This window comes from Leucobacter chromiireducens subsp. solipictus (assembly GCF_016758195.1).
In the GTDB taxonomy this organism is placed as follows: domain Bacteria; phylum Actinomycetota; class Actinomycetes; order Actinomycetales; family Microbacteriaceae; genus Leucobacter; species Leucobacter solipictus.
On the sequence record NZ_QYAC01000008.1, the window covers coordinates 122,056 to 147,083 of the forward strand.

The 25,028-nt window shown below is 68.2% G+C and carries 25 protein-coding genes and 1 tRNA gene; 13 read left to right on the plus strand and 13 right to left on the minus strand.

Going from position 1 to position 25,028, the window contains the following annotated elements:
* Both D3230_RS14520 and D3230_RS14525 read right to left on the minus strand, forming a co-directional pair.
* Nucleotides 1-594 (minus strand): FHA domain-containing protein FhaB/FipA, encoded by a 594-nt coding sequence (locus tag D3230_RS14520; RefSeq protein ID WP_202345766.1) that lies wholly within the window; start codon nt 592-594, stop codon nt 1-3.
* Nucleotides 591-1,520 (minus strand): FhaA domain-containing protein, encoded by a 930-nt coding sequence (locus D3230_RS14525; RefSeq protein WP_202345768.1) that lies wholly within the window; start codon nt 1,518-1,520, stop codon nt 591-593. Before D3230_RS14525 ends, D3230_RS14520 begins: the two co-directional genes overlap by 4 nt.
* Nucleotides 1,521-1,658: 138 nt before the next feature.
* Between D3230_RS14525 and D3230_RS14530 the strand changes: the two genes are divergently transcribed.
* Nucleotides 1,659-1,741, plus strand: a tRNA-Leu gene (locus D3230_RS14530).
* Between the two features lie 234 nt (nt 1,742-1,975).
* Nucleotides 1,976-2,506: a hypothetical protein gene (locus tag D3230_RS14535; RefSeq protein ID WP_202345769.1), complete on the plus strand. Its 531-nt coding sequence runs from the start codon at nt 1,976-1,978 to the stop codon at nt 2,504-2,506.
* A 160-nt stretch (nt 2,507-2,666) separates the two neighbouring features.
* Here D3230_RS14535 and D3230_RS14540 read toward each other — a convergent pair whose 3' ends face one another.
* From D3230_RS14540 to D3230_RS14580, 9 genes are all read right to left on the minus strand, one after another.
* Nucleotides 2,667-4,025 (minus strand): aldehyde dehydrogenase family protein, encoded by a 1,359-nt coding sequence (locus tag D3230_RS14540; protein WP_202345770.1) that lies wholly within the window; start codon nt 4,023-4,025, stop codon nt 2,667-2,669.
* Nucleotides 4,022-5,671, minus strand: coding sequence for a thiamine pyrophosphate-dependent enzyme (locus D3230_RS14545; RefSeq protein ID WP_202345771.1), 1,650 nt, complete (start codon nt 5,669-5,671; stop codon nt 4,022-4,024). The genes D3230_RS14540 and D3230_RS14545 overlap by 4 nt, the downstream gene beginning before the upstream one ends.
* A gap of 72 nt (nt 5,672-5,743) precedes the next feature.
* Entirely contained in the window at nt 5,744-6,847 is a 1,104-nt protein-coding gene (locus D3230_RS14550; RefSeq protein ID WP_202345772.1) for an ABC transporter substrate-binding protein, read from the minus strand.
* A 53-nt stretch (nt 6,848-6,900) separates the two neighbouring features.
* The gene (locus tag D3230_RS14555; protein WP_202345773.1) at nt 6,901-7,752 is read right to left on the minus strand and encodes an ABC transporter permease; all 852 of its coding nucleotides are present in this window, start codon (nt 7,750-7,752) and stop codon (nt 6,901-6,903) included.
* Between the two features lie 15 nt (nt 7,753-7,767).
* On the minus strand, nt 7,768-8,580 hold the full coding sequence (locus tag D3230_RS14560) for an ABC transporter ATP-binding protein (protein WP_202345774.1): 813 nt from the start codon (nt 8,578-8,580) through the stop codon (nt 7,768-7,770).
* Entirely contained in the window at nt 8,577-9,581 is a 1,005-nt protein-coding gene (locus D3230_RS14565; protein ID WP_202345775.1) for a dipeptidase, read from the minus strand. Before D3230_RS14565 ends, D3230_RS14560 begins: the two co-directional genes overlap by 4 nt.
* A 22-nt stretch (nt 9,582-9,603) precedes the next feature.
* Nucleotides 9,604-10,308, minus strand: coding sequence for a hypothetical protein (locus D3230_RS14570; RefSeq protein WP_202345776.1), 705 nt, complete (start codon nt 10,306-10,308; stop codon nt 9,604-9,606).
* 5 nt (nt 10,309-10,313) lie between these two features.
* Nucleotides 10,314-11,063 carry a helix-turn-helix domain-containing protein gene (locus D3230_RS14575; RefSeq protein ID WP_202345777.1) on the minus strand — a complete coding sequence of 250 codons (750 nt, stop codon included), beginning with the start codon at nt 11,061-11,063 and terminating at the stop codon, nt 10,314-10,316.
* Nucleotides 11,060-12,745, minus strand: coding sequence for a hypothetical protein (locus D3230_RS14580; protein ID WP_202345778.1), 1,686 nt, complete (start codon nt 12,743-12,745; stop codon nt 11,060-11,062). Before D3230_RS14580 ends, D3230_RS14575 begins: the two co-directional genes overlap by 4 nt.
* A 139-nt stretch (nt 12,746-12,884) precedes the next feature.
* Between D3230_RS14580 and D3230_RS14585 the strand changes: the two genes are divergently transcribed.
* The 5 genes from D3230_RS14585 to D3230_RS14605 are packed head-to-tail and all read left to right on the plus strand — an operon-like array spanning nt 12,885 to nt 16,358.
* Nucleotides 12,885-14,327: an FAD-linked oxidase C-terminal domain-containing protein gene (locus D3230_RS14585; RefSeq protein WP_202345779.1), complete on the plus strand. Its 1,443-nt coding sequence runs from the start codon at nt 12,885-12,887 to the stop codon at nt 14,325-14,327.
* 42 nt (nt 14,328-14,369) lie between these two features.
* Entirely contained in the window at nt 14,370-14,798 is a 429-nt protein-coding gene (locus D3230_RS14590) for a Rid family hydrolase (RefSeq protein WP_202345780.1), read from the plus strand.
* Entirely contained in the window at nt 14,795-15,226 is a 432-nt protein-coding gene (locus tag D3230_RS14595) for a DUF6389 family protein (RefSeq protein WP_202345781.1), read from the plus strand. Before D3230_RS14590 ends, D3230_RS14595 begins: the two co-directional genes overlap by 4 nt.
* Complete coding sequence (locus D3230_RS14600) at nt 15,226-15,918, plus strand: hypothetical protein (protein ID WP_202345782.1); 693 nt, start codon at nt 15,226-15,228, stop codon at nt 15,916-15,918. The genes D3230_RS14595 and D3230_RS14600 overlap by 1 nt, the downstream gene beginning before the upstream one ends.
* 5 nt (nt 15,919-15,923) lie before the next feature.
* Entirely contained in the window at nt 15,924-16,358 is a 435-nt protein-coding gene (locus D3230_RS14605) for a hypothetical protein (protein ID WP_202345783.1), read from the plus strand.
* A 21-nt stretch (nt 16,359-16,379) separates the two neighbouring features.
* Here the strand turns inward: D3230_RS14605 and D3230_RS14610 are convergent, their stop codons facing one another.
* Nucleotides 16,380-17,138: an SDR family NAD(P)-dependent oxidoreductase gene (locus D3230_RS14610; protein ID WP_202345784.1), complete on the minus strand. Its 759-nt coding sequence runs from the start codon at nt 17,136-17,138 to the stop codon at nt 16,380-16,382.
* Nucleotides 17,139-17,192: 54 nt separating this feature from the next.
* Nucleotides 17,193-18,083, minus strand: a complete 891-nt coding sequence (locus D3230_RS14615; protein ID WP_202345785.1) for a LysR substrate-binding domain-containing protein — start codon at nt 18,081-18,083, stop codon at nt 17,193-17,195.
* A gap of 153 nt (nt 18,084-18,236) precedes the next feature.
* Between D3230_RS14615 and D3230_RS14620 the strand changes: the two genes are divergently transcribed.
* From D3230_RS14620 to D3230_RS14645, 6 genes are all read left to right on the plus strand, one after another.
* A complete protein-coding gene (locus D3230_RS14620; RefSeq protein ID WP_202345786.1) occupies nt 18,237-19,301 on the plus strand; it encodes an alcohol dehydrogenase catalytic domain-containing protein in 1,065 nt (354 codons plus the stop codon).
* A gap of 82 nt (nt 19,302-19,383) precedes the next feature.
* Nucleotides 19,384-20,811: a flavin-containing monooxygenase gene (locus D3230_RS14625; RefSeq protein ID WP_202345787.1), complete on the plus strand. Its 1,428-nt coding sequence runs from the start codon at nt 19,384-19,386 to the stop codon at nt 20,809-20,811.
* Between the two features lie 109 nt (nt 20,812-20,920).
* A complete protein-coding gene (locus D3230_RS14630) occupies nt 20,921-21,931 on the plus strand; it encodes a DUF6578 domain-containing protein (RefSeq protein WP_202345788.1) in 1,011 nt (336 codons plus the stop codon).
* Nucleotides 21,932-22,060: 129 nt separating this feature from the next.
* The gene (locus D3230_RS14635; protein ID WP_202345789.1) at nt 22,061-22,768 is read left to right on the plus strand and encodes a PIG-L deacetylase family protein; all 708 of its coding nucleotides are present in this window, start codon (nt 22,061-22,063) and stop codon (nt 22,766-22,768) included.
* A 143-nt stretch (nt 22,769-22,911) separates the two neighbouring features.
* Nucleotides 22,912-23,436 carry a hypothetical protein gene (locus D3230_RS14640; RefSeq protein ID WP_202345790.1) on the plus strand — a complete coding sequence of 175 codons (525 nt, stop codon included), beginning with the start codon at nt 22,912-22,914 and terminating at the stop codon, nt 23,434-23,436.
* A gap of 56 nt (nt 23,437-23,492) precedes the next feature.
* Nucleotides 23,493-25,025: an SDR family NAD(P)-dependent oxidoreductase gene (locus tag D3230_RS14645; protein WP_202345791.1), complete on the plus strand. Its 1,533-nt coding sequence runs from the start codon at nt 23,493-23,495 to the stop codon at nt 25,023-25,025.
* The last annotated feature ends 3 nt before the right edge of the window (nt 25,026-25,028 follow it).

Here is a 25,028-nt window from a genome sequence, read left to right on the forward strand (position 1 = left end):
TTATGGCCTCAACTCAAACGTCGTCGTGCCGATCGTGACCGGCGTGTAGAGCGGGACGATGGCCGGCTTGGTGACGCGCTCGCCGCCCAGCTTCGTGCCGTTCGTGGAGTCGAGGTCCGTGAGCAGCCACTGATCGCCCGAGCGCGACAGCCGCGCGTGATACGTCGAGGTGTACTCGTCCACGATCACGAGCGTGGAATCGCCGCTGCGGCCGATCGTCACGACGTCCTCGTCGAGCGGGATCGTGGTTCCGCTCGCGACGCCGGAGATGATCGCGAGCGTGCCCGCCGGGCCGCCCGAGTGGCTCACACCGGCCGTGGGCAGCGCCCCGCCGGAGGGCGTGAGCGGGGGCACCGACGATGCCGGGGCGCCGGATGCCGAGTGCGGTGGCGCCGCCGCGACGGGCGTGGGGCTCGGGGCGACAACGTGCGCACCGCCGCCCGAGCCGGACGCCGCGCCGGTGCCGTCGCCGCGCATGCGCCGCACGGGGGCACCGAACAGGTCGCTTCGGAGCGCGTACACGATCGCGAAGATAAACAGCCACAACAGGAGTAGAAACCCGATCCGTAGGACCAGGAGGGTGAGCTCGCTCATAGGCCTCTCCAAAAGTCCTCATCAATGCCGGGCGTGTCGCCGCCCGCCTGTCCGCCCGCCGGTCGGTTCGACGCGGGCGGCGTCGCCCGACGTGCGCCGGGGAGGGGGAAGTTTCCGGGATCCGCCGCCGGCGGCACCTGCGCCTCGGCGGGACGCGCCGGGCTCGCGGGCCGCGCGGGCTGTGCAGGCTGGGATGCCGCGGGTGCCGCGGGTGCGGGCCGGGTGGGCGCTGCCGGTGCCGGGCGGCGCTGCGCTGCGGCGTCGCGGGAGGGCACCATCTGGAACACCAGTGAGGTCTGCCCGATCGTGATCGTGATGCCCTGCACCAGGGCCGCCTCGCGGAAGCGCTGGCCGTTGATCTTCGAGCCGTTCGTGGAGCCCAGATCCCGAGCGATGCCGGCGGAACCGTCCCAGATCAGCTCGAGGTGCTTCCGCGAGGCCGCCGTGTCCGAGATCCGGATCCCGCAATCGCTGCCGCGACCCACCGTGGTGGTGCCGCGGGGGAGTTCGTGTCGCGTGCCGTCCACATCGATGGCCGCCACCCAGTCCACGGAGCCCTCGACACGCAGGGCGTCGATCTCCAACACGCCGGTCGTCAAAGATTCGTCGGCGCGGACTTCCACATCGGGTTCACCCAGCAGTTGGTAGCTCTGCCGCTTCGCGTGTTTGAGCACCACGCCCCGCAGTTCCTGTTCGAGTGCGGCTCCCAGGTTCTGCAACCGCTCGGCGTCCTTCGTTGACACGCGGACGGTGAAGCGATTCGGGGCCAACACGCGGTCCCGGTCCACAATCACCGCGCCAATATCGAGCTCCCGTTTGAGCGCCGAAGCGATCTCCACCGGTTGCACGCCGGAGCGGAATGTGCGCGCGAATGCGCCGTTTACGGCACGTTCGAGCCCACGCTCTACGCTGTCGAGAATGCCCACGAGTTGGTGACGCCCTTTCGGTTTGCACCGCGAATCCGCGATGACGGTTCGTTTCAGTTTAGCCCGCTTTGGTGTGAGGGGCATGGTGCTGCTAAGGTTGTGGAGTTGGCAGGGCGGAAACGCTCAGCTCGACAACTCGCGCGAGTGGCGGAATGGCAGACGCGCTGGCTTCAGGTGCCAGTGCCCGCAAGGGCGTGGGGGTTCAAGTCCCCCCTCGCGCACGAGAGTAACGCAGCAGGCCCCCGGAAAACCGGGGGCCTGCTGCGTTTCTGAAGCTCCTCAGGCTCCTCAGGCACTCCCGTTCTGCGCCGACACCGCACTTTCGCACCTTCTCGTCGGCTCGAACGCATGAGATTGCGTTCTCGGTGGGGTTCCGGGTGGTGGGGCACCGGCAGCGGTACCGGCACCGGCAGCGGGGGCTGCGGGAGCGTTTCGTGAGTGCGTAGAGTACGGGGATGGATCCGTCTCCTCAGCCGCGCACGCCTCAGGCCCACGTCGTCGCCCGGGCGCTGCAGGATCGAGGCTGGGTCTTCGAGGCTTCGGTGGTGGCGGATAGGGCCGCGGGTGCGGGCGTACCCGAGCCTCTGCGCGATGCACCGCCCGAGTTCGTTGCCTGGGCGACCTCGTTTACTCGACTGAGCAGTGCGGACGACGCGGTGTGGTTCCTGTCCGCGGAGGACTACCGTGATCCGGTTCCCGAGGCGTTTGCCTGGAACGCGTTCGGACAGCTCAGCCTTGAGGCCGCGGGCAGCGACGCGCAGCGCGCCGACATTGCACGGTTCTGGCGGCGGCACTGGCCAGTCCTGTTGGCGGTGCGGGGGCACTACGCGTATCTCGCGGTGCGGAACGACGGTGTGATCGTGCACGGTGAGGAACCCGAGTTCGAGGAGACCACGGTGATTGCCCAAGATCTTGCGACGTTGCTCTCCGCGGTCGTCGAGGGGGACAGGACCTGGGTGTTTGAGGAATCAGGTCGCGCGTTCTGAGAGGACGTGGGTATCGGGATCCGCGAAGACCTCACCGATAGCGAGGCATGCGATCGCTCGGGCACTCTCGTGCTGCATTCGGTGATGTCGTGAGGCATCGCGACAATCATCACCTACTCCACACTGGGACCGGTGGTAAGACTCTCTCAGATCGTGTTCATCACGTCACTGGAACCTCCAGCGAGTGCTCGCCAGAGGGACGATCATGCGTGACGAGCAGCTGTTGGTTCGCAAACTCCCGGATGCCGAGGGATCCCAGTTCCCGGCCGAAGCCCGAGCGTTTGACTCCGCCGAAGGGGAACGCCGGGTTACCGCCCTTCGGTCCGTTCAGTGCGAGCATTCCGCACTCGAGTTCGGCCGCGAAGCGGTCAGCCTCGTCCACGCGTTCGGCGTACACCGTCGCCCCCAAACCGTATGCGGAGTCGTTAGCGAGGGCGATGGCCTCCGAGACATCGGCCGCCGCGCAGAGCACGGCGACCGGCCCGAAGAGTTCCTCGGTCCAGACCGGGTGATCGCGTGGGGGATCGAACACGATTTGTGGGGAGAACGCGGGACCGCTGCGCGTGAGTTCGCTGCGGTCACCGCGCACCTCGACGCCTAGAGTCACCGCGGACTGCAGGATCTCGCGGAGTGCAGCGGCACCCGCCGGGGTCGCCAGCGGGCCGAGCACGGTGTGCTCCTCGAGCGGGTCGCCCGGGATGGCTGCGAGGAAGCGAGCGCTGAACTGCTCAGCGAATCGTGGCATGAGGTCCGCACGGACGATGATCCGCTTGGGTGAGACGCAGGTTTGACCGCCGTTTGCGAGCCGTGCGTCGGCCGCTGCGATGGCGAGCTCGTCGACTCGCGCCGCATCGAACACGATGAAGGGGTCGTTGCCGCCAAGCTCAAGGACGACCTTTGTCGCGGCAGCACCCGCGCGGCGGGCGATCCCGGCACCGGCGGCGTCACCGCCGGTGAAAGAGACCCCCGTGATAGCGGGGTGATCGATTGCGGCGGCCGTCTGTGCATGGTCGAAGCCGGAATCGGCAACGAGCCCCGGGGGAGCCCCAGCCGCCGCGAAGATGTCGGCTACGGCGCGGGCACTCCCGGTGCAGATCCGGGCGTGCTTGATCAAGACGCCGTTGCCGAGCAGCAGGTTTGGCGCGATGAGCCGGATGAGCTGATAGTGCGGGTAGTTCCAGGGCATGATGCCCAACACCACGCCGGTCGGGCGCATTCGGACCCGGGCGGTCTGACCGGGCTCGGTATCGAGCGTGGTCTCGGCCAACAGAGGCACCGCCTCGCGGGCTGTGTATTCCAGGATCCGCACGCAGCTATCGATCTCGCCCCGTCCCTGCGCGATCGGCTTCCCCATTTCCTCGGCCATCGTCCGAGCGAGTTCCGTCGCGCGCTCGGCGTACAACCCCGCAGCTCGGCGTAAAACTGCCACGCGCTCGGCGACGGGAGTCCGGCGCCAGTCCGCGGCGGCCCCCGCGGTGAGTGTCACTACCGCGTCGACACCAGGTGTCGCGTGCGTCATCGCGTCTCCGTCCCTGAGCCGTCATGCAGGCCGAGCCCGGAATTAATCTGCGGGAATACCAGATGAAAGAACGTGGAGTGTGCGGCTGCGACGGCCTCCGCGACACGGGGGCCGAGCTGGTCGGGATGTTCAATACGGTGCGCGACGATCCCGTGTGCACGCGCGAGTGCCGCGAAGTCCGGGTTCTGCAGATAGGTCCCTGCCGGGCGATCGGGGAACTCCCGCTCCTGGTGCGCATGGATCGTGCCGTAGCCGCCGTTATCGAAGAGGAACACGAGCGCTCGGCCGCCGAACATCGCGAGCGTGGCGAGTTCTTGCCCGTTCATACCGAAACACCCGTCGCCCGCTAACGCAACCACGGTGCGTTCCGGGTACGCGAGTGACGCCGCGACCGCGCCGGGCACGCCGAGGCCCATCGCACCGTTCCGGGGCCCGACAAAACTGCGCGGGAGTTCGTGATGCAGGTATCTGAGTGCGCCGATCACATAGTTGCCTGCGCCCACGGTGACGATGGCGTCGCTGGGGAGCGCCTCCTGCAGCACGCCGAAGACGGTCTCGGGGGAAAGCTGCGCGGGGTCCTCGGGGAGTGGCCGACTCCACGCCACGTACGCCTCACGGAGCTCGGCGAGCCGGGCTGCCCTCTCGGGGTGCGGTGCATCCAGCGTCGCCTGAGCGAGCCCTTCGAGCCACTCGGAGGGGCGACACACCGCGTGCAGATCCACGCGTCCAGTGTGTTCGCGGAGGTCGGGGTCGGGGGAAACGACCACGACTGTCGTGGCCTCGTTGCCCGCGCTAAACCCGTCGGACAGTACGTCCTTCCGAGCCGTTCCGAGGTACACCACGAGGTCTGCGTCGGCGTAGGCACGGCGTGCACCCTCGTTTCGACCGTACCCGAGGCTCCCGACCCACGCAGGTGACGCGTGCGGGAACGCATCGTGTGCCCGAAAATCGGAGACCACGGGGATCGCCGAGGTCTCCGCAATGCGGCGGAGCAAGCCGGCTGAGTCCGAGTCCCAGTCGTCACCGCCCACGACCATGACGGGGCGCTCCGCGGTGGCGAGCTGCGCCGAGACCGCCGCCGCCTCCGTGCGACCCATGATCCGGGGCAGAGTGCGCTTCGCCGGGAACACCGGAGCCGCAATGACGGGAACCGTAAGCAGATCCTCAGGAAGACCAACGACCACGGGCCCGGGACGCCCCGACTCGGCGAGATCGAATGCTCGTGCGACCCGCTCCGCTGCGGTCTCCGGGTGATCGAGCACGAAGACGGCTTTCGCGGTGCTCCCGAACCAGGCGTGGATGTCGAATTCCTGGAACGACTCGCGTTCGCGGTCGACTCGCGGGATGAGTCCGACGAAGACGACGAGAGCGGTCGCGTCCTGGAATGCGGTATGAATAGCAATGGCGATGTTGGCGGCACCGGGACCGCGGGTCACCATCGCCACGCCGGTCCTCCCGGTGACCCGAGACTCCGCGAGCGCCATAAACCCCGCCCCGCCCTCATTCCGTGCCACGATGAGTCGGCACGACTCGTCTCGGAGCGCATCGAGGAGCCCGAGGAAGCTCTCCCCGGGAACGTGATAGGCGCGGGGAACGCCCCGGTGCGTAATGTGGCGGGCAATTTCGGCGGCGACGGTGCTGGTCATGGGTCCTCACGAGTGTGCGGCGGATACGGGAAACCGGGGGTGCGGACGCTGATGTCCGCACCCCCGGCGAAGTCACTCGGCGGTGCGCTTGGCTTCGTCGCGGATCGCCGCGGGATCGAAGTCATTGATCTGGTCGATGAGGTCGTGATGGAACAGCGCCTCGACGTCGTAGTCGGCAGCGTTGCCCTCAATCACCCCGGACTCGGTGAGCAGATCCACCATCTGCTGGAGGTCCTCGGTGGTCTGCTCACCGTACTTCCCGGCCGATCCGACGCCCCCCGTGAGCTCCAGCCGGGTTTCAAGCTGCCGTACCGCCAGTGCCAAGCGCTCTTCCTCGGAACCGTCGGTCGGCTTCGCGGACGGGTACGCCTCCCAGTGCATCTTGATCGCTGCCTCGGGGTTTTCTGCCGAGAACACCGCCCCCTTGAAGAATGCGCGCCAGATGCCCGCGATCATCTCGGGATCATTCTCGAACGCCTCCGTCGAGCAGACGAAGATCGAGGTACCGTTCAGGTCGTTCATCGCCGAATCCAGGTTGACGAGCTTCTCGTCGAGCAGAGATTCGATCACCAGGTTGGGGCTGTCCCAGGCCGAATAGGCGTCGATCTGACCCTGTTCGAAGGCCAACGCCGCCTGCGCTCCGAACCCGACCGGCAGGAACTGGTCGGGGGATGCGGTGAGGCCGGCCGCTTCCATACCGCCGATTGCGTAGTTCACCCCTGTCGCGGTCGCCGAGTTGCTGCCGATCGTCTTGCCTGCGAGGTCAGCAACGGAGGTGAACCCCTTGGACTCGGGCGCAACCACCCGGAACATATTGCCCTCGGTCGACCCGACAAGGGAGATCGTCGGGTCCGACGCCGCGGTGGGGATCGCGGTCGCGGCGGATGCGTACGTGCAGACCGCGTTTCCGGCGGCTACCGCTTGGACCCCTGCGAGCGCGGTCTCGACCGGCTGCATCGTGACATCTAAGCCTTCCTCGGCGTAGTAGCCAAGTTCAACGGGGACTGTCGCATAGCTCGCGGTCGCTGCGGAGAGCGTTTGGTCGGTGACGGCGAAGGTGATCTTCTCGAGCGGCTTTCCGTCGGCCTCTGGCGCTTGCGCGGCGTCACCCGCGGCGCAGCCGCCGAGCGCGGCGACGCCGATCAGAGCGAGAGCGATGAATCCAGTGCGTTTCATGATGAGTGGGGTCCTTTCGAACGGCATTGTTCTGTGGGTGCTGGGTGGCAAGCTCAGCGACGGTAGCGGCGGAGCAGGAAATTGAGGCCCGCCATGACGAGCCAGATGATGACGCCGAAGCAGCCGAGCACGATGAGGAGCGCGAAAGTTGTCGACACGGATCCGGTCTGCACCGCGGCCTGGATCGCGAAGCCCATGCCCTCTCGCGCGGACACGAATTCCGCGACGATGGTGCCGATGAGGGCGAGCACGGCCGCGCTCTGCATGGCCGGGAGAAGGTACGAGATTGCATTCGGGATCCGGAGTTTCCGAATGACCTGCCAGGGCGAGGCCCCGATGGATTTGAACAGGTTGATCTGATCCTGGTTGATGTTCGTGAGCCCGACGAGCGCGTTGACCAGGATCGGGAAGAACGCCATGAGGGCTGCGAGGATCACCTTCGGGGTGGTGCCGTAGCCGAAGCCCGCGATGATGAGTGGCGCGATCGCGACTTTCGGAAAGGTCTGGATAATGAGCAGGAACGGGTAGACGGCCTTGCGCAGCGACTCGGAGAACACGAACACGAAGCTGATCGCCAGCGCCGCGACGATGGCGATGCCGAGGCCCAGCAGAGTGATCAGTGCGGTGGCCCGAAGATTCACCCAGATCGTTCCGGATTCAATCATCTGGCCGAGCACCTGGAAGGTTGCGTCGGGCGGTGCCACGAGCAGTGGCGAAATCAGACCTGATTTCGCGCTGTAGTTCCAGAACCAGAAGGTGCCCGCGAGCAGGGCGATCGCGATGATCACCGCGCGGGTCGTCGTCGACGCGAGCAACCGGCGGATATCGGAGAGGCCGAACCCGGGGGTGGCAACAGGGCGCTCCCCGGTGCCTACGGGCAGGAGTTCAGTGGTGTTCGCGCTCATGCTTCTTTCGCTTTCTCACGCAACCGCGGGCGTGCGGGTTCCGGCCTTCGCCGCCTCGAGGCTGAGCCGCCCCGTCCGGACAAGTTCGGTGAATTCAGGGGACGTGCGCAGCTCTGCGGTGCGCGGGCGGGGGAGGTCCACGTCGATGACGTCCACGATGCGGCCCGGGCGGGCGGACATCACCATGATGCGGTCAGAAAGGAACACCGCCTCGGAAATACTGTGCGTCACGAAGACGACGGTCTTCGGCTCGGCCTGCCACAGGTGCAGGAGTTCCTCGTTCAGGTCTTCTCGCGTGAACTCGTCGAGCGCTCCGAACGGCTCGTCCATGAGGAGAAGCTCGGGGCGGGTCACCAGCGATCGCGCGATCGCAGCCCGCTGCTCCATGCCGCCAGAGAGTTCCTTCGGGTAGTGGTGCGCGAAATCCTGCAATCCCATCATCTCGATGAGCTGCGCCGCGTACGCGCGATCCTCCGCGGATGGGCGACCGTCGCGCACCTCGATCGGGAGGAGGATGTTGTCGACAACGTTTCGCCACGGGAGCAGCGTCGGCTTCTGAAAGGAGACGCTCGCGGTGCGGAGCGGCTTGGTGACGACGGTGCCGTCCACGCGAACCTCGCCCCGGGTCGGCGTATCGAGCCCCGCGATGAGTTTCAGCAGGGTCGATTTCCCGCATCCGCTTGGGCCGATGAGTGAGATGAACTCGCCGTCCCGGAAGTCGACGCTCGTTTCGCTGAGGGCCTGGATCTCGAGCCGATTGCGGCGGAAGATTTTGACGACCGAGTCGACGGTTACGGCGCCGGTGCCGTGTGCAGACGTGGGGGTCATTGCGTGACCACCTTCCAATCGGGGGTGTGCGTGAGAGGGGTGTCGATGACCGCGTCGTAGAACCGCATCCAGTTCCCGCCCAGAATCTGTTCGCACTCCGCCGCGGAAAACCCGCGTTCGGCGAGCGCGGTGCCCAACCTTCCGAAGTGCTGGGGCCCGGAGAACCAATCGGGACGCTGCGAGGGTTCGACGCCTGGCGGAGGTGCAGCGCCGAGCTGCGGCCGGCGGCTCCAACGTCCGCGCCGCATCCATTCGCGATACGAGTCGGTGCCGCGCTGGTTCGAGTCGGTGCCGATGCCGATGCACTCGATCCCCAGGAGATCGACCGAGCGCGCCACCATCTCGGCCCACTCGGCTGGGGTCGCGACATAGCCTCGAGTGAGGTTGTGGTAGGTCGTCAACCCGATCATGCCGCCGCGCTCGGCGAGCGGGCGGAGGACCTCGAGGGGCTTGTTCCTGGGGTGCTCAATCAGCTCGAACACGTTGGCGTGCGTCGCCGCGACGGGGAGCTCGGAGGTGTGCACCGCGTCGAGCGCGGTGCGGTTCCCAACATGGGAGAGGTCAATCACCATCCCGTGCCGGTTCATCTCCGCGACGACTTCTTCCCCAAACCGCGTCAGGCCGGAGTCTTCGGGGTCGTAGCAACTGCCGCCGACGTCGTTCTGGATGTTGTAGGTCAGTTGTGCGACGCGGACACCCAGCTGGGCGAACGCCTCGACATAACCGAGCCGTCCCTGGAGGAACGAACTGTTCTGGAATCCGAGAACGATGGCGAGGCGACCTTGGTCGCGTGCCTGGGTCATCTCGGCAGCCGTGGTCGCGATCGCCGCGATGTCGCGGTGCTCCGCCACCAGTTCGCGCCAGCGGACGATCGAATCTAGGGATTCGTTCGCGTCCTCCCAGAACCCGCAGGTTACGGTTACCGAGTCCACGCCTCCGGCGCGAATCTCCTCGATTCCCTCCCGGTCCAACCGGGAGCAAATCAGACTGTCGACGATCATTGATTCACCTGTTCTGTGCGGGTCATACGGCGTAGTGGAGGAGCGTTTCGCTCACCCCGGTGTGGGAGCGCGAGAGTTCGGTCTCCTCGCTCAAGGCGAAATTGGACGGCTGGTAGAGGCGCCACCACTGTGCGCCACTGCATGCGACCCCGCCGCGGAGGAGGGTGACGACCTCGGACGCAGTATCCGCGGTCGTTCTGGTGGCGGTGATGGCCAGCGCCCCCGATTCCTGGTCCGGCGCGAAGCGCAAGGCGAAGCCGTGGTAGGCGGCCCGCACGATGAGGCCCTCGTGGCCGCGCACGTCGGAGAGACCGGTCACTGTGAACGTTCCGTCGGGAGTATCCGCGAAGTACGCGAGGAGCGCATTCGCGATCGTGTTGCCGACGAGGATCATCGGCGCGCCACTGGCGTCGACGGTATCGGCCCCTTCCGGAGTGACGAGCGGCCACGCTGCCCCTTCGCGGCGCACGAGCGCATGCTCGAACACGTCGAGGGCGTCGGGCCCGAGCACGCTGACCGTCTCGAGCGCATAGTCCCGGGCACCTGGCCATGCGCCGGACGGGCATCCTGCGGCCATGATGAGGCGCTCGAAGATGAGCGCGAGCTCCCGGCGCGACAGGCGAATCTGTTCGGGGACGTGATCCGTCACAGGCAGCGTCCCGGGATCGGTACCCGGGAACGCGTCGAGCAGTGAAGCCGCAGGTGCGGCGGGGTGAGGGTGTGTCATTCGGGCTATCCGGCTTCCAGTTCGCGGTTGATGAGGCTCGACGTCTCGAGCATTGAACGGATCAGTACGTCGTCGGGATGGGCTCCTCGCTCCGCGATGACGCTGAGCGCACCGATGCAGACGCCCCGGTGGAAGATCGGAGCGGCCACAGCGGTGATGAGGTCGCCCAGCCATTGCGAGTGCACGATCGAGTAGCCGAGCTCGCGGATCTCCGTATAGGCCGATTCGGCGAGTACCTCCTCGACTCGCGCGATGGCGCGTCGTGCCTCGGGAGTGGAGAAGGCAACGAGGATCCGACCAGAGGCGGAGGACTTCGGCGAGACGCGCGCTTCGAAGCCCCGCCGAATGAACATCGCGCGCATCGGTTCGATGCGTTCGACGATGATGGGGGTGGCCTGTTCCAGCACGGCGAAGGAGACAGGCGCCCCGAGGCGGTCGACGGCGTCCTGCATCGGCGGCAGCAGCACGGGCCGGATCTCTTCGGCCGGGTTGACCTTCGAGCCGACCTCCGCGACATGGAAACTGAGCGAGTACGCGGAGTTCTGGTCTTGGAATGCCCAGCCCGCGGCAACGGCGGTCTGGAGGTACTGGTGTGCGGTTGCGCGACTCCACTCCATGGTCTCCGCGAGGGCAGAGACCGAGAGCGGCCGCCCGGCGCGCGCGAGGGCGTCGATCGTCGCCAGGATCTTGATTCCGGTCTGCAGCACGGGTGTGCCGTTTTTCGAGGGTGCCTTGGTCGGTGCCGAGTCGGTCACGACTGCACCTCCCAACGCCAGTCGCGCGCCGGTTCGTCTCGATCGACGCGGAAGTGCGCGCCCTCGAAGATCAGGCCACGGAGATTGCGCTGGTGCACGTCGTGAGTCTTCTCGAGCCCGAAGCAGAATGCGTTGAAGAGCCGAATGATATGGGCGGGGACGAAGTGTGTGTCGCGCACGTCGAAGCGTGGAACCGCGTAGGGCAGTGCGGCGAGGCACTGCACCGAAGCGATGGCCTGCTCGAGCTCAGGGTGGGCAAGCGCGACGTGTCCGACCCGCGTATCCGGGGGCGTGCCTTGGAGACACTCGTCGAGCCGCAGCACCGCGGCCCGGAGGTCGATGGCCAGGTCATGAGTATGCTCGGGGACCTCCCAGGATGGGCCGCTGCGCGGCTCCTCGGAGTTCCGGGATTTGTACCAGACGCGCGTCTGCTCCTCCGGGGCGACCACGGGAAGGTCCCGGGCCCAGGCGAAGCCATCAGCGAGCTGCGCTCGCAGATCGGCCACGGTCTCGAGGGGATCGAGCTGGCGACGTTCCGAGACAAAGAGCGCGGCGAGCGCGTCTTGGACCGCGGCTTCCGGTGCGAGCTCAAGGAGGAGCGAGCGGTACAGCTCGGTGGCCTCGGGGAGCAGCGACGTCGGGGCGCGGTCGATCACTTCGCCGAGCGTGAACGTCCCACCCTCGACAGCGTTCGCGTGGGCGAGTCTGCGGAGGATTCTGCGCAGGGCCCGGAGATCGACCGCCAGCGCTTCGCCCGCGGGGAACACGCCATAGTCGGTGCGGTCATTCTCCTTCTGCGCGATTGCCTGCTCGAGCATGGTGGTGACGCGAGCGTGATTCGCCTCATTGATGGGGAGGCTGCTGACCGCAGCCGCGAGCTGTTCGTAGCCCTGGAGCCACGCGTTCACGAGCTGCGGTCGGTTCATCGTGAGGAGGACGAGTCCAAGCGCCGAGCCATTGCCCACGGCGATTGCGCCACGCGTGGCGGCATCGACCTGTGCGGCACCCGGTGCCCGCACTCGCGCGATTGCGTTCACAAGGTCGACTGAGATCTCTCGCATCATGTACGCGGTGAAGAGCTGCGCGTGGAAGGGGACGCCGAGCGGATGCGTGGCACCGTATTCCTGGAAGTCCTTGGTTCCGAAGGTCCCGTTCCCGTCGAGGCCGGTGTTCCGGAGCAGATACCCCACCTCGCGGATGCGGTCGAGATCTGGCTGGCCTCCCGCGACGAGGGCGTCGGTGACGTGGTCGAAGAGCCGAATGCTCCGGTTGGCGCGGAACCAGATCAATGTGCTCGGAGTGGCGCGGCCAGCGTAGAGGCGGGGGATCGCCTCCTGGGTGGCTCGGAGTTCCGCCTCGGTGACCTCGCCGTCGATGAGGGCGCCCTCCACGTCCCAGCTCGAGCCGATGATGCGGGGACTGCGGTCAACGAGCGACGGTTCATAGGAAAACACCACGAGGTGCATGATGTGTCCCGTCGCATCGATGCGGTACAGCATCCGACCGGCGCCGTCGGCGTTGACGCTGGCGTCGACGAGATCGATCGCCCAACGCTCGCGGACGAGTTTCGCGTAGACACTGCGCGCTGCGCTCAGCCGGGTCGGCTGCAGGGCGCCGAGTCGCCGCGGGTCCATCACGACATCGGGATGCCGGAGGGGGGCGGTCAGCAATTCGGTGGTCATCGTTGATTCCTTGCTCATCGGGACGAGGTGCCGTCTGTCTATATCAGACGATGTCTTGTTAATCCGTACGGTGATGCTAGCATCGACGAATCCAGAAGGCCAAGCACTTCTTTGCACGACTGTTCATCGAGGAGGAATCGTGACCACGATTGAGGGCGTACTCGGTGATCTGCTCGACGAAATCCGGGCGCGGCGCCCCGACCTCGCGGCCCATGCGGAGCTCACCTCGGATCCCGCCCGGCTCCGTGACGAATCACCCGTGACGGCTGTCGCACGCTCGCTGCTGGTGTTTCCAGCGACCGCTGAGGACGTCGCCTGGCTCGTCCGCCTCGCTCACTTGCACGAATCACCGATAGTCCCCCGAGGAGCCCGCACCGGACTCGTCGGGGGCGCGGTTCCCCTGCGGCCCAGTCTTGTTATCGACCTCTCGCGTCTGACCGCGATCGAGTCGCTCGACCTCGCCGGGCGCCGCCTCCGCGTCGGGGCTGGCGTGACACTCGGCCAGATCGACGACGTTCTCGCTCCACACGGGATGATGTACCCCCCGGACCCCGCGAGTTTTCGTCGCGCAACGATCGGGGGTACGGTCGCTACCAACGCTGGCGGCCTGCGATGCGTGAAGTACGGGACCACGGACCGCTGGATCCGCACGCTTCGCGTCGTCCTGCCGGACGGTAGCATGGCGGACCTCGGTCACCCCGTGATGAAGGATGCCACGGGCTACGACGTGCGGCGGCTATTCATCGGGTCTGAGGGCACGCTCGGCATCGTCGTGAGCGTCGGTCTCACGTTCTGTCCACGGCCGACGGATGCACGCATGATGCTCGCCGCGTTCGGCACAATCGAGGCGGCGCTCGCGGCAAACCACGCGATCCGTGATCGCCTCGTGCCAAGCATGTGCGAACTCCTCGACCGCGGAGCGCTCGCGAGCCGAGACACTGAGGTGCTCACCTCTCTGATCGGCCGCGTACAGGAATGGGGCTCGGATCCGGCGCTGCTCCTGCTCCAGCTCGACGGCATGGGCGTCGATGCAGAGACCGCGACGCTCAGGGCGGTAGTCGCGCCACACGCGGTGGCTGTGCGGGACGTCGCACCGGCCGACGAAGCGGAGGTTTTGGCGGTGCGTCGCGGCGGCTCTGCGGTGCGCAGTGGGCGAGCAGACGTGGAAGAAGCGCTTGTGGCGCCGGCCGACACCGCGCCCGTACTCCCGCAGGACCTGTCGGTGCCGATCGACCGCCTCGCGCAGATCGTGAAAGTGATCCGTGAGGTCGCCGACCACGCGCAGCTCGAGAGCCGGATCGCCGCTCATGCAGGGGATGGGAATCTCCACCTCCTGCTCTGCGCACCCACCGACAGTCGCGCGGACCCCGGCGAGGCGAGGCGAAGGCTTGAGCGCGCGATGGAACAGATCGTCAGACACGCGCTTGAGCTTGGTGGCACCGTCTCCGGTGAGCACGGTATCGGTGCCGCGAAACGTGGCTGGGCCCGCCAGGATCTCGGCCCCAGTGTCATCGAGATGCATCGCGCCATCAAGCGAGCCCTGGACCCGAAAAATCTGATGAACCCCGAGAAAGCCTTCTGACCTCCCGCGCGTGCCGCGCATCCTCCCACGAAAGGAAACCCAGTGTTCGAGTCACGCATTCAGCGCTTCCCCGCCGATACCGGAACGGCGCTCTCCGCCGAGTTCACCGTTCTGGACGGCGTCGCGTATTTGACGGTTATCCCGACTGCCTCGGGCGGCCTCGTCGACGGCGGCATCACCGCGCAGAGCGAGGCAGTGTTTGATCAACTGGAACGCAAGTTGGCGCGGGTGGGCGCCAACCTGGCGAACGTCGCCCAGATGACGATCTATCTTGTCGATATTGAGACAACTCGGGTCCCTTTTAACGAGGTGTATGCGCGACGCATGCCCTCGGGGCGTGCTCCGATTCGATGCGCGCTTGGGGTCGCGGGGCTGGCCCGCCCCGACATGCGCGTTGAACTGAGCGTCGTCGCGGAAGTCCCCGGTTCGCCGAACTCAAACGCGGCCGGGCCGACTACGCTGGCCCCATGACGCCAGAGGAGTATGCCGACACCCTGCAGGGGATTCTGACCCGAGCCGCTACGGCTACCGGGGTGGCCGGGCATCTGGAGCAACTCCTGGCCGCCGCCCGTGCGCAGGAAGGCGGTGCCGACGCGATCCTGGTCGACGTGTTCGTCGATCAGGATGCTGAGGGCCCCTTTGATGTGTGGGCGCGCTTCGAGGGACGCGACGCGTTCGCGCTGGATCGGCGCTTCGAACGCGAACGGAACCTGTTCGGCGTCGAGTGGACCGAGGACGGCTGGGATCCGGATGTTCCGGCCCGGCCCCGCGGCTGGAGCCGTGAGGACCTGGAAGCGGCGGTGGTTTCGGCGGTGAGCGCCTGGATTGCGGCGCTGAAGCCTGCGGCTTCCCCGGAGGATTTCTGGCTCGTGGGAACCCCGGACGGGGGGTTCGGGTGATGCGCCCTGAATGTGTGACGTACGACGGGCTCCCCGCGTCATCCGGTGGTGCCCACCGCCTGCGCACGCGCACACCCGCCATCGCGCTCGCTCAGGTGCAGGCCTTCCTGGCGGCGTGCACGCTGCCTGACGGGCCGCCGCGGTGGGCGTTCGAACTGTGGTCCGGTGGGCCCGAGGCCGCCACGGAGCGCTGGCGGGCGCTCGCCGCCGAACGCCTCGGAGGCCCCCGCCGTACGGCGCGAACGCACCGCGAGTGGAGCGTTCGCGAGCAGGACGTGCCCGTGCTCGCCGCGGCGCTCGACACGGCAGATCGCTCCGAGGTGACGCGGCACGGGCACGCGCTGGCGCGGCTCACGCTGAGTGCGCCGGCCAGTCTGCGGGATCCGGCAACGGGGGCACCGTATCCCGGGGTCAGTGCGGATGCGATGGACGCGTTCGCTGTGGATGGCTATGGCCGAACGCTCGGCACCTCGGGGATCCGTGCGACGTTCGGCACGAGCGGTGCCACCCTCTCACTCTGGCTCACGTTCCCGGGCGACGAGCGTCTCGGCACGGCGGTCGCAGCCGTGCGGGAGGCATGCCCGGTGCGGCTCTCCGCAGCGCACTGGCGGCGCTGGGTTCCGACGAAAGACGGGGCCGGATATCGTTCGCTGAAGATTTCGATGCCCGGGTCAGCGCCGGTGTCAGAATAGGGCGCATGGGAGTCATCAATACGTACTTCGCGGCGGTCGACGATGCGGCGGCTGCGGCCACGGTGGACGCGGGCCCGGCGGGCACACACGCACCGACCGTTGACGGGGTCGACGCGAGCGTGCTGGCACGGACGCTGCTGGCGCTGCTCCTCGACGTGCCAGAGGAGGCCGTGCCGGGTGGCCGGCCCTGGACCCGGCTCGTCAGCGATCCCGAGCACGAGGCCGCCTGGGTGGTTGCGTTGCCGGAGGCCTTCACCGAGGCATTGGCGAAGTCTGATGACGAACGCCTCGCCGCGGTAGTGGGCCCTTGGGCGGAGAGTGAAGAGTTCTGGGGTGCCGGGGATCCGGCGCAGCTCCTCCCGATGCTGCGGGAGTGGCGCGACCTCGCACGCGCGGCCCATGATCGTGGCCAAGCTCTGTACTGCTGGATGGCGCTGTAAAGGAAGGGCGCGGCTGCCCCGTTACTCGGTGGTTGTGGAGACCCGCTCGAGCACGCGGGCGGGCAGGATCCGGGTGAGCGGCTGCATGAGGCGGTAGCGCCAGTCCGACACGAGCACGGGCCTGCCGGCGCGGACCGCGCGCAGGCCCTCCCGGGCGACGCGTTCCGTGCGCGCCCAGGCGAGCGCCGGGAGCCGCGGTAGGTGATCCTCACCCATGCGCTCGTGGAACTCCGTGGCCAGGAGGCCGGGGCACAGCGCGGTGACCCGGATCCCGCGCCGCCGGTATCGCGCGTTCAGGGACCGGGAGAGCGACACGACCGCCGCCTTCGCGGCACCGTAGGTGCCGGTGGGGGTGAACGCCGCGACGCTTGCGACGTTCAGGATCCAGCCACTGCCTCGGGCGAGCATCCCGGGCACTGCCGCGTGAGCGAGCCGCAGTGGCACCCAGGACAGGAGCTCGTGCAGGCGTCGTTCATCGGCGATAGTGCTGCGCTCGAAGCCCGCGTAGACCCCGAACCCCGCGTTGTTGATGAGGATGTCGACGGGCCGATCGGGATCTGCCAGGCGCGCAGCCACGCGGTCGAGCTCGGCCGCGACGGTGAGGTCCGCGGCGAGTACCTCGTGCGGAACGCTTCGAGTGCCGAGTTCCTCCGCGAGGGCCCGGAGGCGCGATTCGTCGCGGGCCACGAGCACGAGGCGGACGCCGGATCGCGCGAGCTGCCGCGCAAACTCCTGGCCCAGACCTGCGGATGCCCCGGTGATGAGTGCGGTGACTGGCATGTGACTAGTTTCCCATCACGCGTGTGCTCGCTGGGCGGGGACACGGTCGGGTGATCATTCGGCAGCCCCGGGTGCCGCCACCGAGGCCGCCGCGTCCCGAAGCGCGCGGATGAGGGGCCGGCGGTCGATCCGGCGCGTGCACAGCTCGACCGCGCAGCGGGGCGCGTCGGTCACCGGGACGTAGCGCACGCCGGGGTGTGTGAACCGGACCCCGATGGACTCCGCGGTGATGATGATGTTCCCGGATACGGCGACCGCGGTGAGCGCCTCCTCCATGGTGTGCGCCCAACCGCCATAGGTGACGGGGGTGCCGTCGGGGCGGGGATCCACGCTCCAGTAGTCGTTCCATTCGGCGGAGGTGGCGCTGGCGCGGAGCACCGGAAGCTGTGCAATGTCGGCGAGCCGGAGCGTTGCCCGATCCGCGAGCGGGGAGCCCGCGGCGAGGGCAACGATGCGCGCCTCGCGGTGCACCACGACCGTGTCGAGTTCGTCCTCGTGATCAAAGGGGCGGCGGGCCAGCACCGCATCGATGTCGCCCGCCAGCAGGCGGCTGGCCTGCTCGCCCCAGCCGAGCTGCACGAACTCCAGCTGGGTGTCGGGCTGGGCCGCGCGAAAGCGCACCAGAAACTCTTCGTCCAGGCTCCGCGGAAAGCCGCTAATGAACCCGATTCGGAGTCGCGGAGGCCCGTCGGTGCCGAGCGCGCGGCGAGAAGCGTCGAGCGCCTCGCGCGCGTGCAGCATGAACTGCGCACCGCGATCGGTGAGCGCTACGGGCTGGGGCCCGCGCACCACGAGTGCATAGCCGACCGTCTCTTCGAGCCGCTTGATCTGCTGGGTCATGGCGGGCGGGGAGATGTGCAGGCGTTCGGCCGCGCGCCGGAACGACCCCTCGGCGAGCAGCACGTCGAGGGAGTGTACGAGGGCGAGCGGAAGGAATTCGGCCACGGTGACGACTTTCCAGGAGTGCGAGCGGACGGAAGTTAAGCCGGAGCTTAACAGTGCGACGGGAAACTCAATAGTCACGGCCGGCGGGATTCGAGATATTAGGGACAGCCCCGCGACGGTGCGGGAGCAGTTCGACGGTTCGAAGGAGACACCGTGCAGGCACTCATGTATTACGGGGCGACAGACGTCCGCCTCGAGGAGATTCCCGAGCCGCAGCTCCGGCCCGGGACGGTCAAGATCGCCCCGGCATACACGGGGCTCTGCGGCAGCGACCTCCACCTCTTTTTCCACGGGCCGATGCCGCCGATGCCTTCCGCGACGACACCCCACCCGCTCACCGGCGAGACGCTCCCCGTGGTGCTCGGCCACGAGTTCTCCGGAGTGGTCGAGGAGCTTGGCGAGGGGGTCACGGGCCTCGCCGTCGGCGACGCGGTCGTGGTGGAACCGATGCTCGTCGACGGGACCTGTCCCGCCTGCCGCCGCGGCACGTACAACGCCTGCCAGCAGCTGGGCGCCCTGGGCGTCTCGGGCGGGGGCGGCGGGCTGAGCGAACACGTCGTGGTGGATCAGCGCTGGGTGCATCCGGTGGGGGAGCTCCCGCTGGATCAGGCCGCGCTCATCGAGCCGCTCGCAGTCGCCCTCCACGCCGTGGAGCACTCGCGGGCACGCGCCGGACAGACCGCGGTCGTCGGCGGCGCGGGCCCCGTTGGGCTCTTTGTCGCCGCGGTCCTCGCCGCTCGCGGGATCACCGTGATCGTCAGCGAGGTGTCCGCTGCGCGGCGCGCGATGGCGGCTCGGGTCGGGGAGTCCTGGACGGTGGTTGACCCAGGGGCCGAGGATCTCGCCGAACTGGTGCGCTCCCGCACCGACGGCATGGGCGCGGATCTGGCCTTCGACGTTGCGGGGGCTCCCGCGGTCGTGCACCAACTCCTGGGACTGCTCGCGCCGGGCGGCCGCATGCAGGTGGTGGCCATGCACCCCAACCCGATCGAGCTGAACATCGCTGCTGAGCTGACGATGCAGGATCGCGAGATCGGCAGCGCCTTTGGCTACGCCAATCAGCACCCCGCGGCGATCGCTCTGGCACAGAGCGGGAAGCTCGACCTCGCGGCATTCATCACGAGCCGGATCTCCGTGACCGACATCGTGGCGCAGGGCTTCGAAAGGCTAGCGAGCCCGGATCACGCCGAGCTCAAGATCCTCGTGTCGATGACGTGACGTGAGCGGTGCGCAGGCACGCCTCCGCTCGCCCTCCGACCCCCATACCCCACAGACTTCCCGCACAGAACAGGAACATCTCATGACCCTCACCACGCTTCCCACCACCTTCTGCATCATTGGGGCCGGCCCCGTCGGCATGATGGCTGCCCGCGCCTTTCTGAGCCAGGGCCTCGAAGTCGACATCATCGAGCGGCACCGCGCCATCGGCGGCATCTGGGACCTCGAGAACCCCGGCACCCCGATGTACGAGTCGTGCAGCCTCATCACCTCCCGCATCGCGGGCGGATTTGTGGGCTTCCCGATGGCGGAGCACCTGCCGATGTACCCGAAATGGTCAGACATGCGCGACTACGTCCGCGACTTCGCGCATGAGCACTACCTCGAGGAGCGCTGCGAGTTCGGCCTCTCCGTGGTGCGCGCCGAGCCGGTCGTCATCGATGCCGGCCAGTACTGGGAGGTCGAGCTCTCGAACGGCGAGGTCCGCGCGTACCGCGGGGTGTTCGCCGCGGTCGGCTCCCAGTGGCAGCCGCAGCTTCCCGAGATTCCGGGGCTGGAGAGCTTCACCGGGCGCGCGCTGCACTCCGCGGAGTACCGATCGCCCCGGGAACTGCGGGGCAAGCGTGTGCTCGTGGTCGGTGCCGGGAACAGCGGCGTGGACATCGCTTCCGATGCGGCGTTCCACGCCGAGGAGGCCACGCTCTCCACGCGCCGCGCGTACCCGGTGCTGCCGAAGCAGATCTTCGGTGCCGCGCTCCCCGACGTGATGGACGGCCGCGCTCAGCTGCCCGCCACCGAGGCCACCTCGGGAATCGAGCCGCAGCAGCTGCTCGAGCTCATCGTCGCGTCCGTGGGGGATCTGTCCGTGTACGGCTTGCCCTCCGCCGAGGGAATCATGGTCGGGCAGACACACCCGATCGTGAGCAACACGATCCTGCACGCCTTCTCGCACGGCCTAATCCAGCACCGTCCCGACATCGCCCACATCGACGGGGAGACGGTCACGTTTACGGACGGGCGCACGCTCGAGGTCGACGTGATCGTCTTCGCCACCGGGTACGCACGCGTCTACGATTTCCTCCCCGATGGCCTCGTCGAGTACGACCGCGGACACCCCCGGCAGCACCTGGAGACCTTCGTGAAGGGGCTCGACGGGTTCTACAGTGGGGGAACCCTGCACGCGGCGATCGGGCAGGGGTGGACCATGTTTGAAACCTACGCGCTCCTGGCCGCCTACGACGCCCGGGCCACGGTCACCGGGGAGCGCGCGGAGGCTCTCCGGGCCCTCAAGGAGGACTACGACCCCGATGTGACCAACGGCTTCCCGTTCCTGGACGTCTCGCGCAACGTGAACCAGTCGGACGGCGCCACGATCAGCGTGACGATCCCCCGCGAGATCACCGAGCGCTTCGGCCTGCCGCTGCCGCAGGGCTACAACGACACCGAGTTCTATGCGCACGTTCCGCGCAGGAGCCGGGAGCGGGCGCTCGCCGCAGCAGCGGGCGTGTGATCCGCCCCCCCCGGGGCCTCAGCCGCGCCCGGCGTCGGATCAGGCGCCGGGTCCGGATCCGCGGACCCGGATCTGGTGCCGCGCGATCCGCGGGACGTACGATCGAGACATGAGAATCCTTGTCGAGATCAGCGAGGGGGAACATGCCTGTTGCGGCATGGGATTCGAGCTGGGGCAGTCGGCGACCTGGACCCTCCGAGCCGTGGACCCGCAGCCGGGACCGAACTCCGCGCGGGAGCCCGGCACCACACCGCTCCCGCTGCCGGAAACCGAGCTGCCGTGGTTCCGGGAGGAGCATCACGGGGAAACCCCGGAGTCGGTGCCCCACTGGCCGGTGACCGGCACGGTCCGCGCAATCGCCGGGGTCGTGTACCCGTTCGTGCCGGTCCCGGGACAGCCCCGCGCGTTCACGCGCGATACCTCCCGACCCGTCCGCACGCCGATGGCCCGGGTCGCGGCGGGCCCCTCGGCAAGCGACGTTGCGGTGTTTCACGTGGAACTCGAGGTTCCTGACGCGAGCGAGCTGCCCGCGTATGCCGAGGATGAGGAGGCGGCGTCTGCGCGACAGGCACGCGCAGACGCCGCACGCGTGCATCGCCAGCTCATGTCCGATCCGGTGGGGCGGGTCCTCGAGATCGCGGCCGATCTCGCGGAGGCGCAGTTCGGGCGGACGTGCACGATCCACCGGGCTCCGGACCGCTCGGCGGTCACGATCGACCCCGCGCAGGACCGGGCTACGGCGATCTGGTGGATCCGGGTTCCGCCGGACGCGGGGGATGCCGGAAAGAACCCGGAGGACGCGGGGCGGATCGGCATCCACGTCGGCTTCGGCTCCTGGTGGTTCCCGGCGACGCCCGAGCACGCGGCGCTCCCCGCGGAGTTCCTCGATGCCGCCGCACACGGGCGGGTCGCGGAGCACGTGCGGGATCGCGGCGTGGACGGACGACGACTCGAAACCCGAGTGACGGGGCGAGACGGCCGGGTGTGGGTCGACCATGAAGATCTCCCGGGACCCGCCTCGGGCATCCACGTTGCGTTCCTGGCAGGACGCACGACGGACCGCCTCCAACACGGCACCGCGCCCTACGAGCCGTGGCGGCTGGAGCCTTCGACCGACTGACCGCGCCGGCCCGCGCGGGAGGATCCGACGCGTTCCGGGGCCTGGCCGAGGCCGGCGGAAGCTGCGAGACTGTGAGTACTGTCCTACTCGGGCCGCCGTCCGGGTAGCGGAGCGATCGGAGGCACGCAGATGAGCGCACTGGAAGAATTTCCCGATGACTGGACCCGTGGATTGGTGCTCATGGCACACCCGGACGACCCCGAGTACGGCACCGCGATCGCGGTGAATCGGTGGACGCGCGGGGGCAAGGAGATCGCCTATGTGCTCGCGACCTCCGGCGAGGCCGGCATCGAGGGCATGCCGCCGGAACAGGCGGGGCCGGCGCGGGAGATTGAGCAGCGCAACGCGATCGCTCACGTCGGAGTGAGCGAGCTTGAGTTCCTCGGGTTCTCCGATGGTCGCACCGAGTTCGGCCTCGAGCTGCGCCGCGCGCTCGCCGGCGCGATCCGGCGGCACCGGCCCGAGGTCGTCATCACGCTGAACTTCGGGCTCGCCTTCGGAGGGGTGTACCGGAACCAGGCCGATCACCGAGCGGTGGGGCTCGCCACGCTCGACGCGGTCTCGGACGCGGGGAACTCCTGGATTTTCCCGGACCTCGAGGGCGAGCCCTGGTCCGGGGTGCGGCATATCGCGGTCTTCGCCGACGCTGATCCGACGCACGCGGTCGACGTCACCGATGAAGATCTCGACGCCGCGACCGCGGCGCTCACGGAACACCGGAAGTATCTGGAAGGTCTCGGCGTGGCCGACGTTCACGCGCACGCTCGCGCCCAGATCGAGAGCGGCGTGGTGACCGATGGCGGCGTCCGGCGGGTGAGTTTCCGCGTATACCAGTAGTGGAATATGCGGCAGGAGTGGTCGACCCGTGCCCCTGCTCGTCGGGGGCACGGGTTCGGTGCGGTACGCCGAGCACCGCGCCGTAGGGGATACTGGTGGGTGGCCCGTTTTCGGGTCCGCACGATTCTTTGAGAGGCACACACATGGAGCAGCACGCAGCATCCGAATCCATCCTGAATCGCTACGGTTCGCTGGATGAGGCGCTGGTGCACCGCCGGGCCTCGGTCGCGAACCGGGTGTTCTTGAAGCGCCTCCTCAACCGGATGCCCATCGATCGGCTGGTGCGCTCGGCCGACGGCATCACCGTGGTGCGCTCCGACGATGCCCCCAACATCTATGTCCATCGCGGCTACTCCGTCGGATTCCAAAGCGAGGACGAGATCATCGCGGTCGTGGGGGCCGCGGCCCCGCGCTGGGAGAGTCTCCGCTACCCCGGCACCTGGGCGGTCGACCACCCCGACCACGGCCGCGGCAAGGCGGCAGAGATCGACCTCGTCACGGAAGAACTCGGCGGCTCGAAGCCGAAGCGTGCCGGCACGAGGCGCGTCGCGAAGCCCAAAGCCGAGCCGAAGGCGAAGCCCGCGGCCGCACCGGAGCGGGTGCAGCCCGTGTGCCCGAACTGCTTCATGCTGATGGCGCTCTCCGGCGTCTGCGGAAACTGCGCGTAGCGCCCCCCCAGCCGTGCGGGTGGGGGCGGTCAGGGATCTCGCGTAAAATAGGCCCAATGACCGAAATACCCGCTGGTGCCGAGCTGGCTCCGGGCACGATCGACCCCGCCGACCTTGCGATCGCCCTTCGGGTGCTGGAGTCGGCGGGCGAGCTGCCCTCGGACCACCCCGATGTGGTGGCGGTCCGCCGCGCGACCGCGGGAATGTACAAGGCCGCGAAGCGGGTGCGGCGACGCACCACGCGCAACGAGATCTCCGAGGCGAACCGCGCGGTCATCGCCGCGACCGCGACCGGTGCCGCGGACCGTATCGATGACGAGACGCGCGGCTTGCCGCTCACCACGAGTGCCACAGCGCCCGTGGCGGGCGAGCTGCGCAAGGCGCACAACTGCTACATATGCAAGCAGCCGTATACGCAGGTGGATGCCTTCTACCACCAGCTGTGCCCCAGTTGCGCGGCGTCAAGCCACGCGAAGCGGAACGCCCGCACGGACCTCACCGGAAAGCGCGCGCTCCTGACCGGCGGCCGGGCGAAGATCGGCATGCATATCGCCCTGCGTTTGCTGCGCGACGGTGCGGATCTCACAATCACGACGCGCTTCCCGCGCGACGCCGCACGTCGCTTCGCCTCGCTCCCGGACTCGGCGGACTGGCTCGACCGGCTGCACATCGTGGGGATCGACTTGCGTGATCCCTCGCAGGTGGTGGCGCTTGCCGACTCGGTCGCGGCCGGTGGTCCGCTCGACATCCTCATTAACAACGCGGCGCAGACGGTGCGACGCTCACCCGGCTCGTACTCGTTGCTCGCGGATGCGGAATCGCAGCCGCTGCCCGCGGGGCGGTTCCCCGACACGATGACGCTCGGCAGCCCGGCCGAGCTGCATCCGCGGGCCCTGCAGACCTCCGTGGGTGCGGACGGCACGGTCGCACTGGATCCCCTCGACGCGACCGCGCTTGCCGGGACAGTCGCGGCGGGGCTGGCGCAGAGCCTCACGGGCGCCGATCTGAGCGCGCTCGCGATGGCACCGGGATCGTCCTCGCTGGCGAAGCACGCGGACGGGAGCGCGATCGACGCGGGCGGGCTCGTCCCCGACGTGGCGCACGTCAATAGCTGGGTCCAGCACGTACAGGAGGTGGATCCCCTCGAAATGCTCGAGGTCCAGCTCTGCAACGCGACCGCGCCCTTCATCCTGATCAGCAGGCTGCGCGCCGCGATGGCGGCCTCGCCGGCTCGCCGCACCTACGTCGTCAACGTTTCGGCGATGGAGGGGCAGTTCTCGCGCCGGTACAAAGGCCCTGGCCACCCGCACACGAACATGGCAAAGGCCGCACTCAACATGTTGACCCGCACGAGCGCGGGTGAGATGTTCGAGACGGATCAGATCCTGATGACCGCGGTGGACACCGGCTGGATCACGGACGAGCGCCCACACTTCACGAAGGTGCGTCTCGCGGAGGAGGGCTTCCACGCGCCGCTCGATCTGGTCGATGGAGCGGCCCGGGTCTACGACCCGATCGTGCGCGGCGAGGAGGACCAGGAAGATCTTTACGGGTGCTTCCTGAAGGACTACGCCCCCCACCCCTGGTAGGAC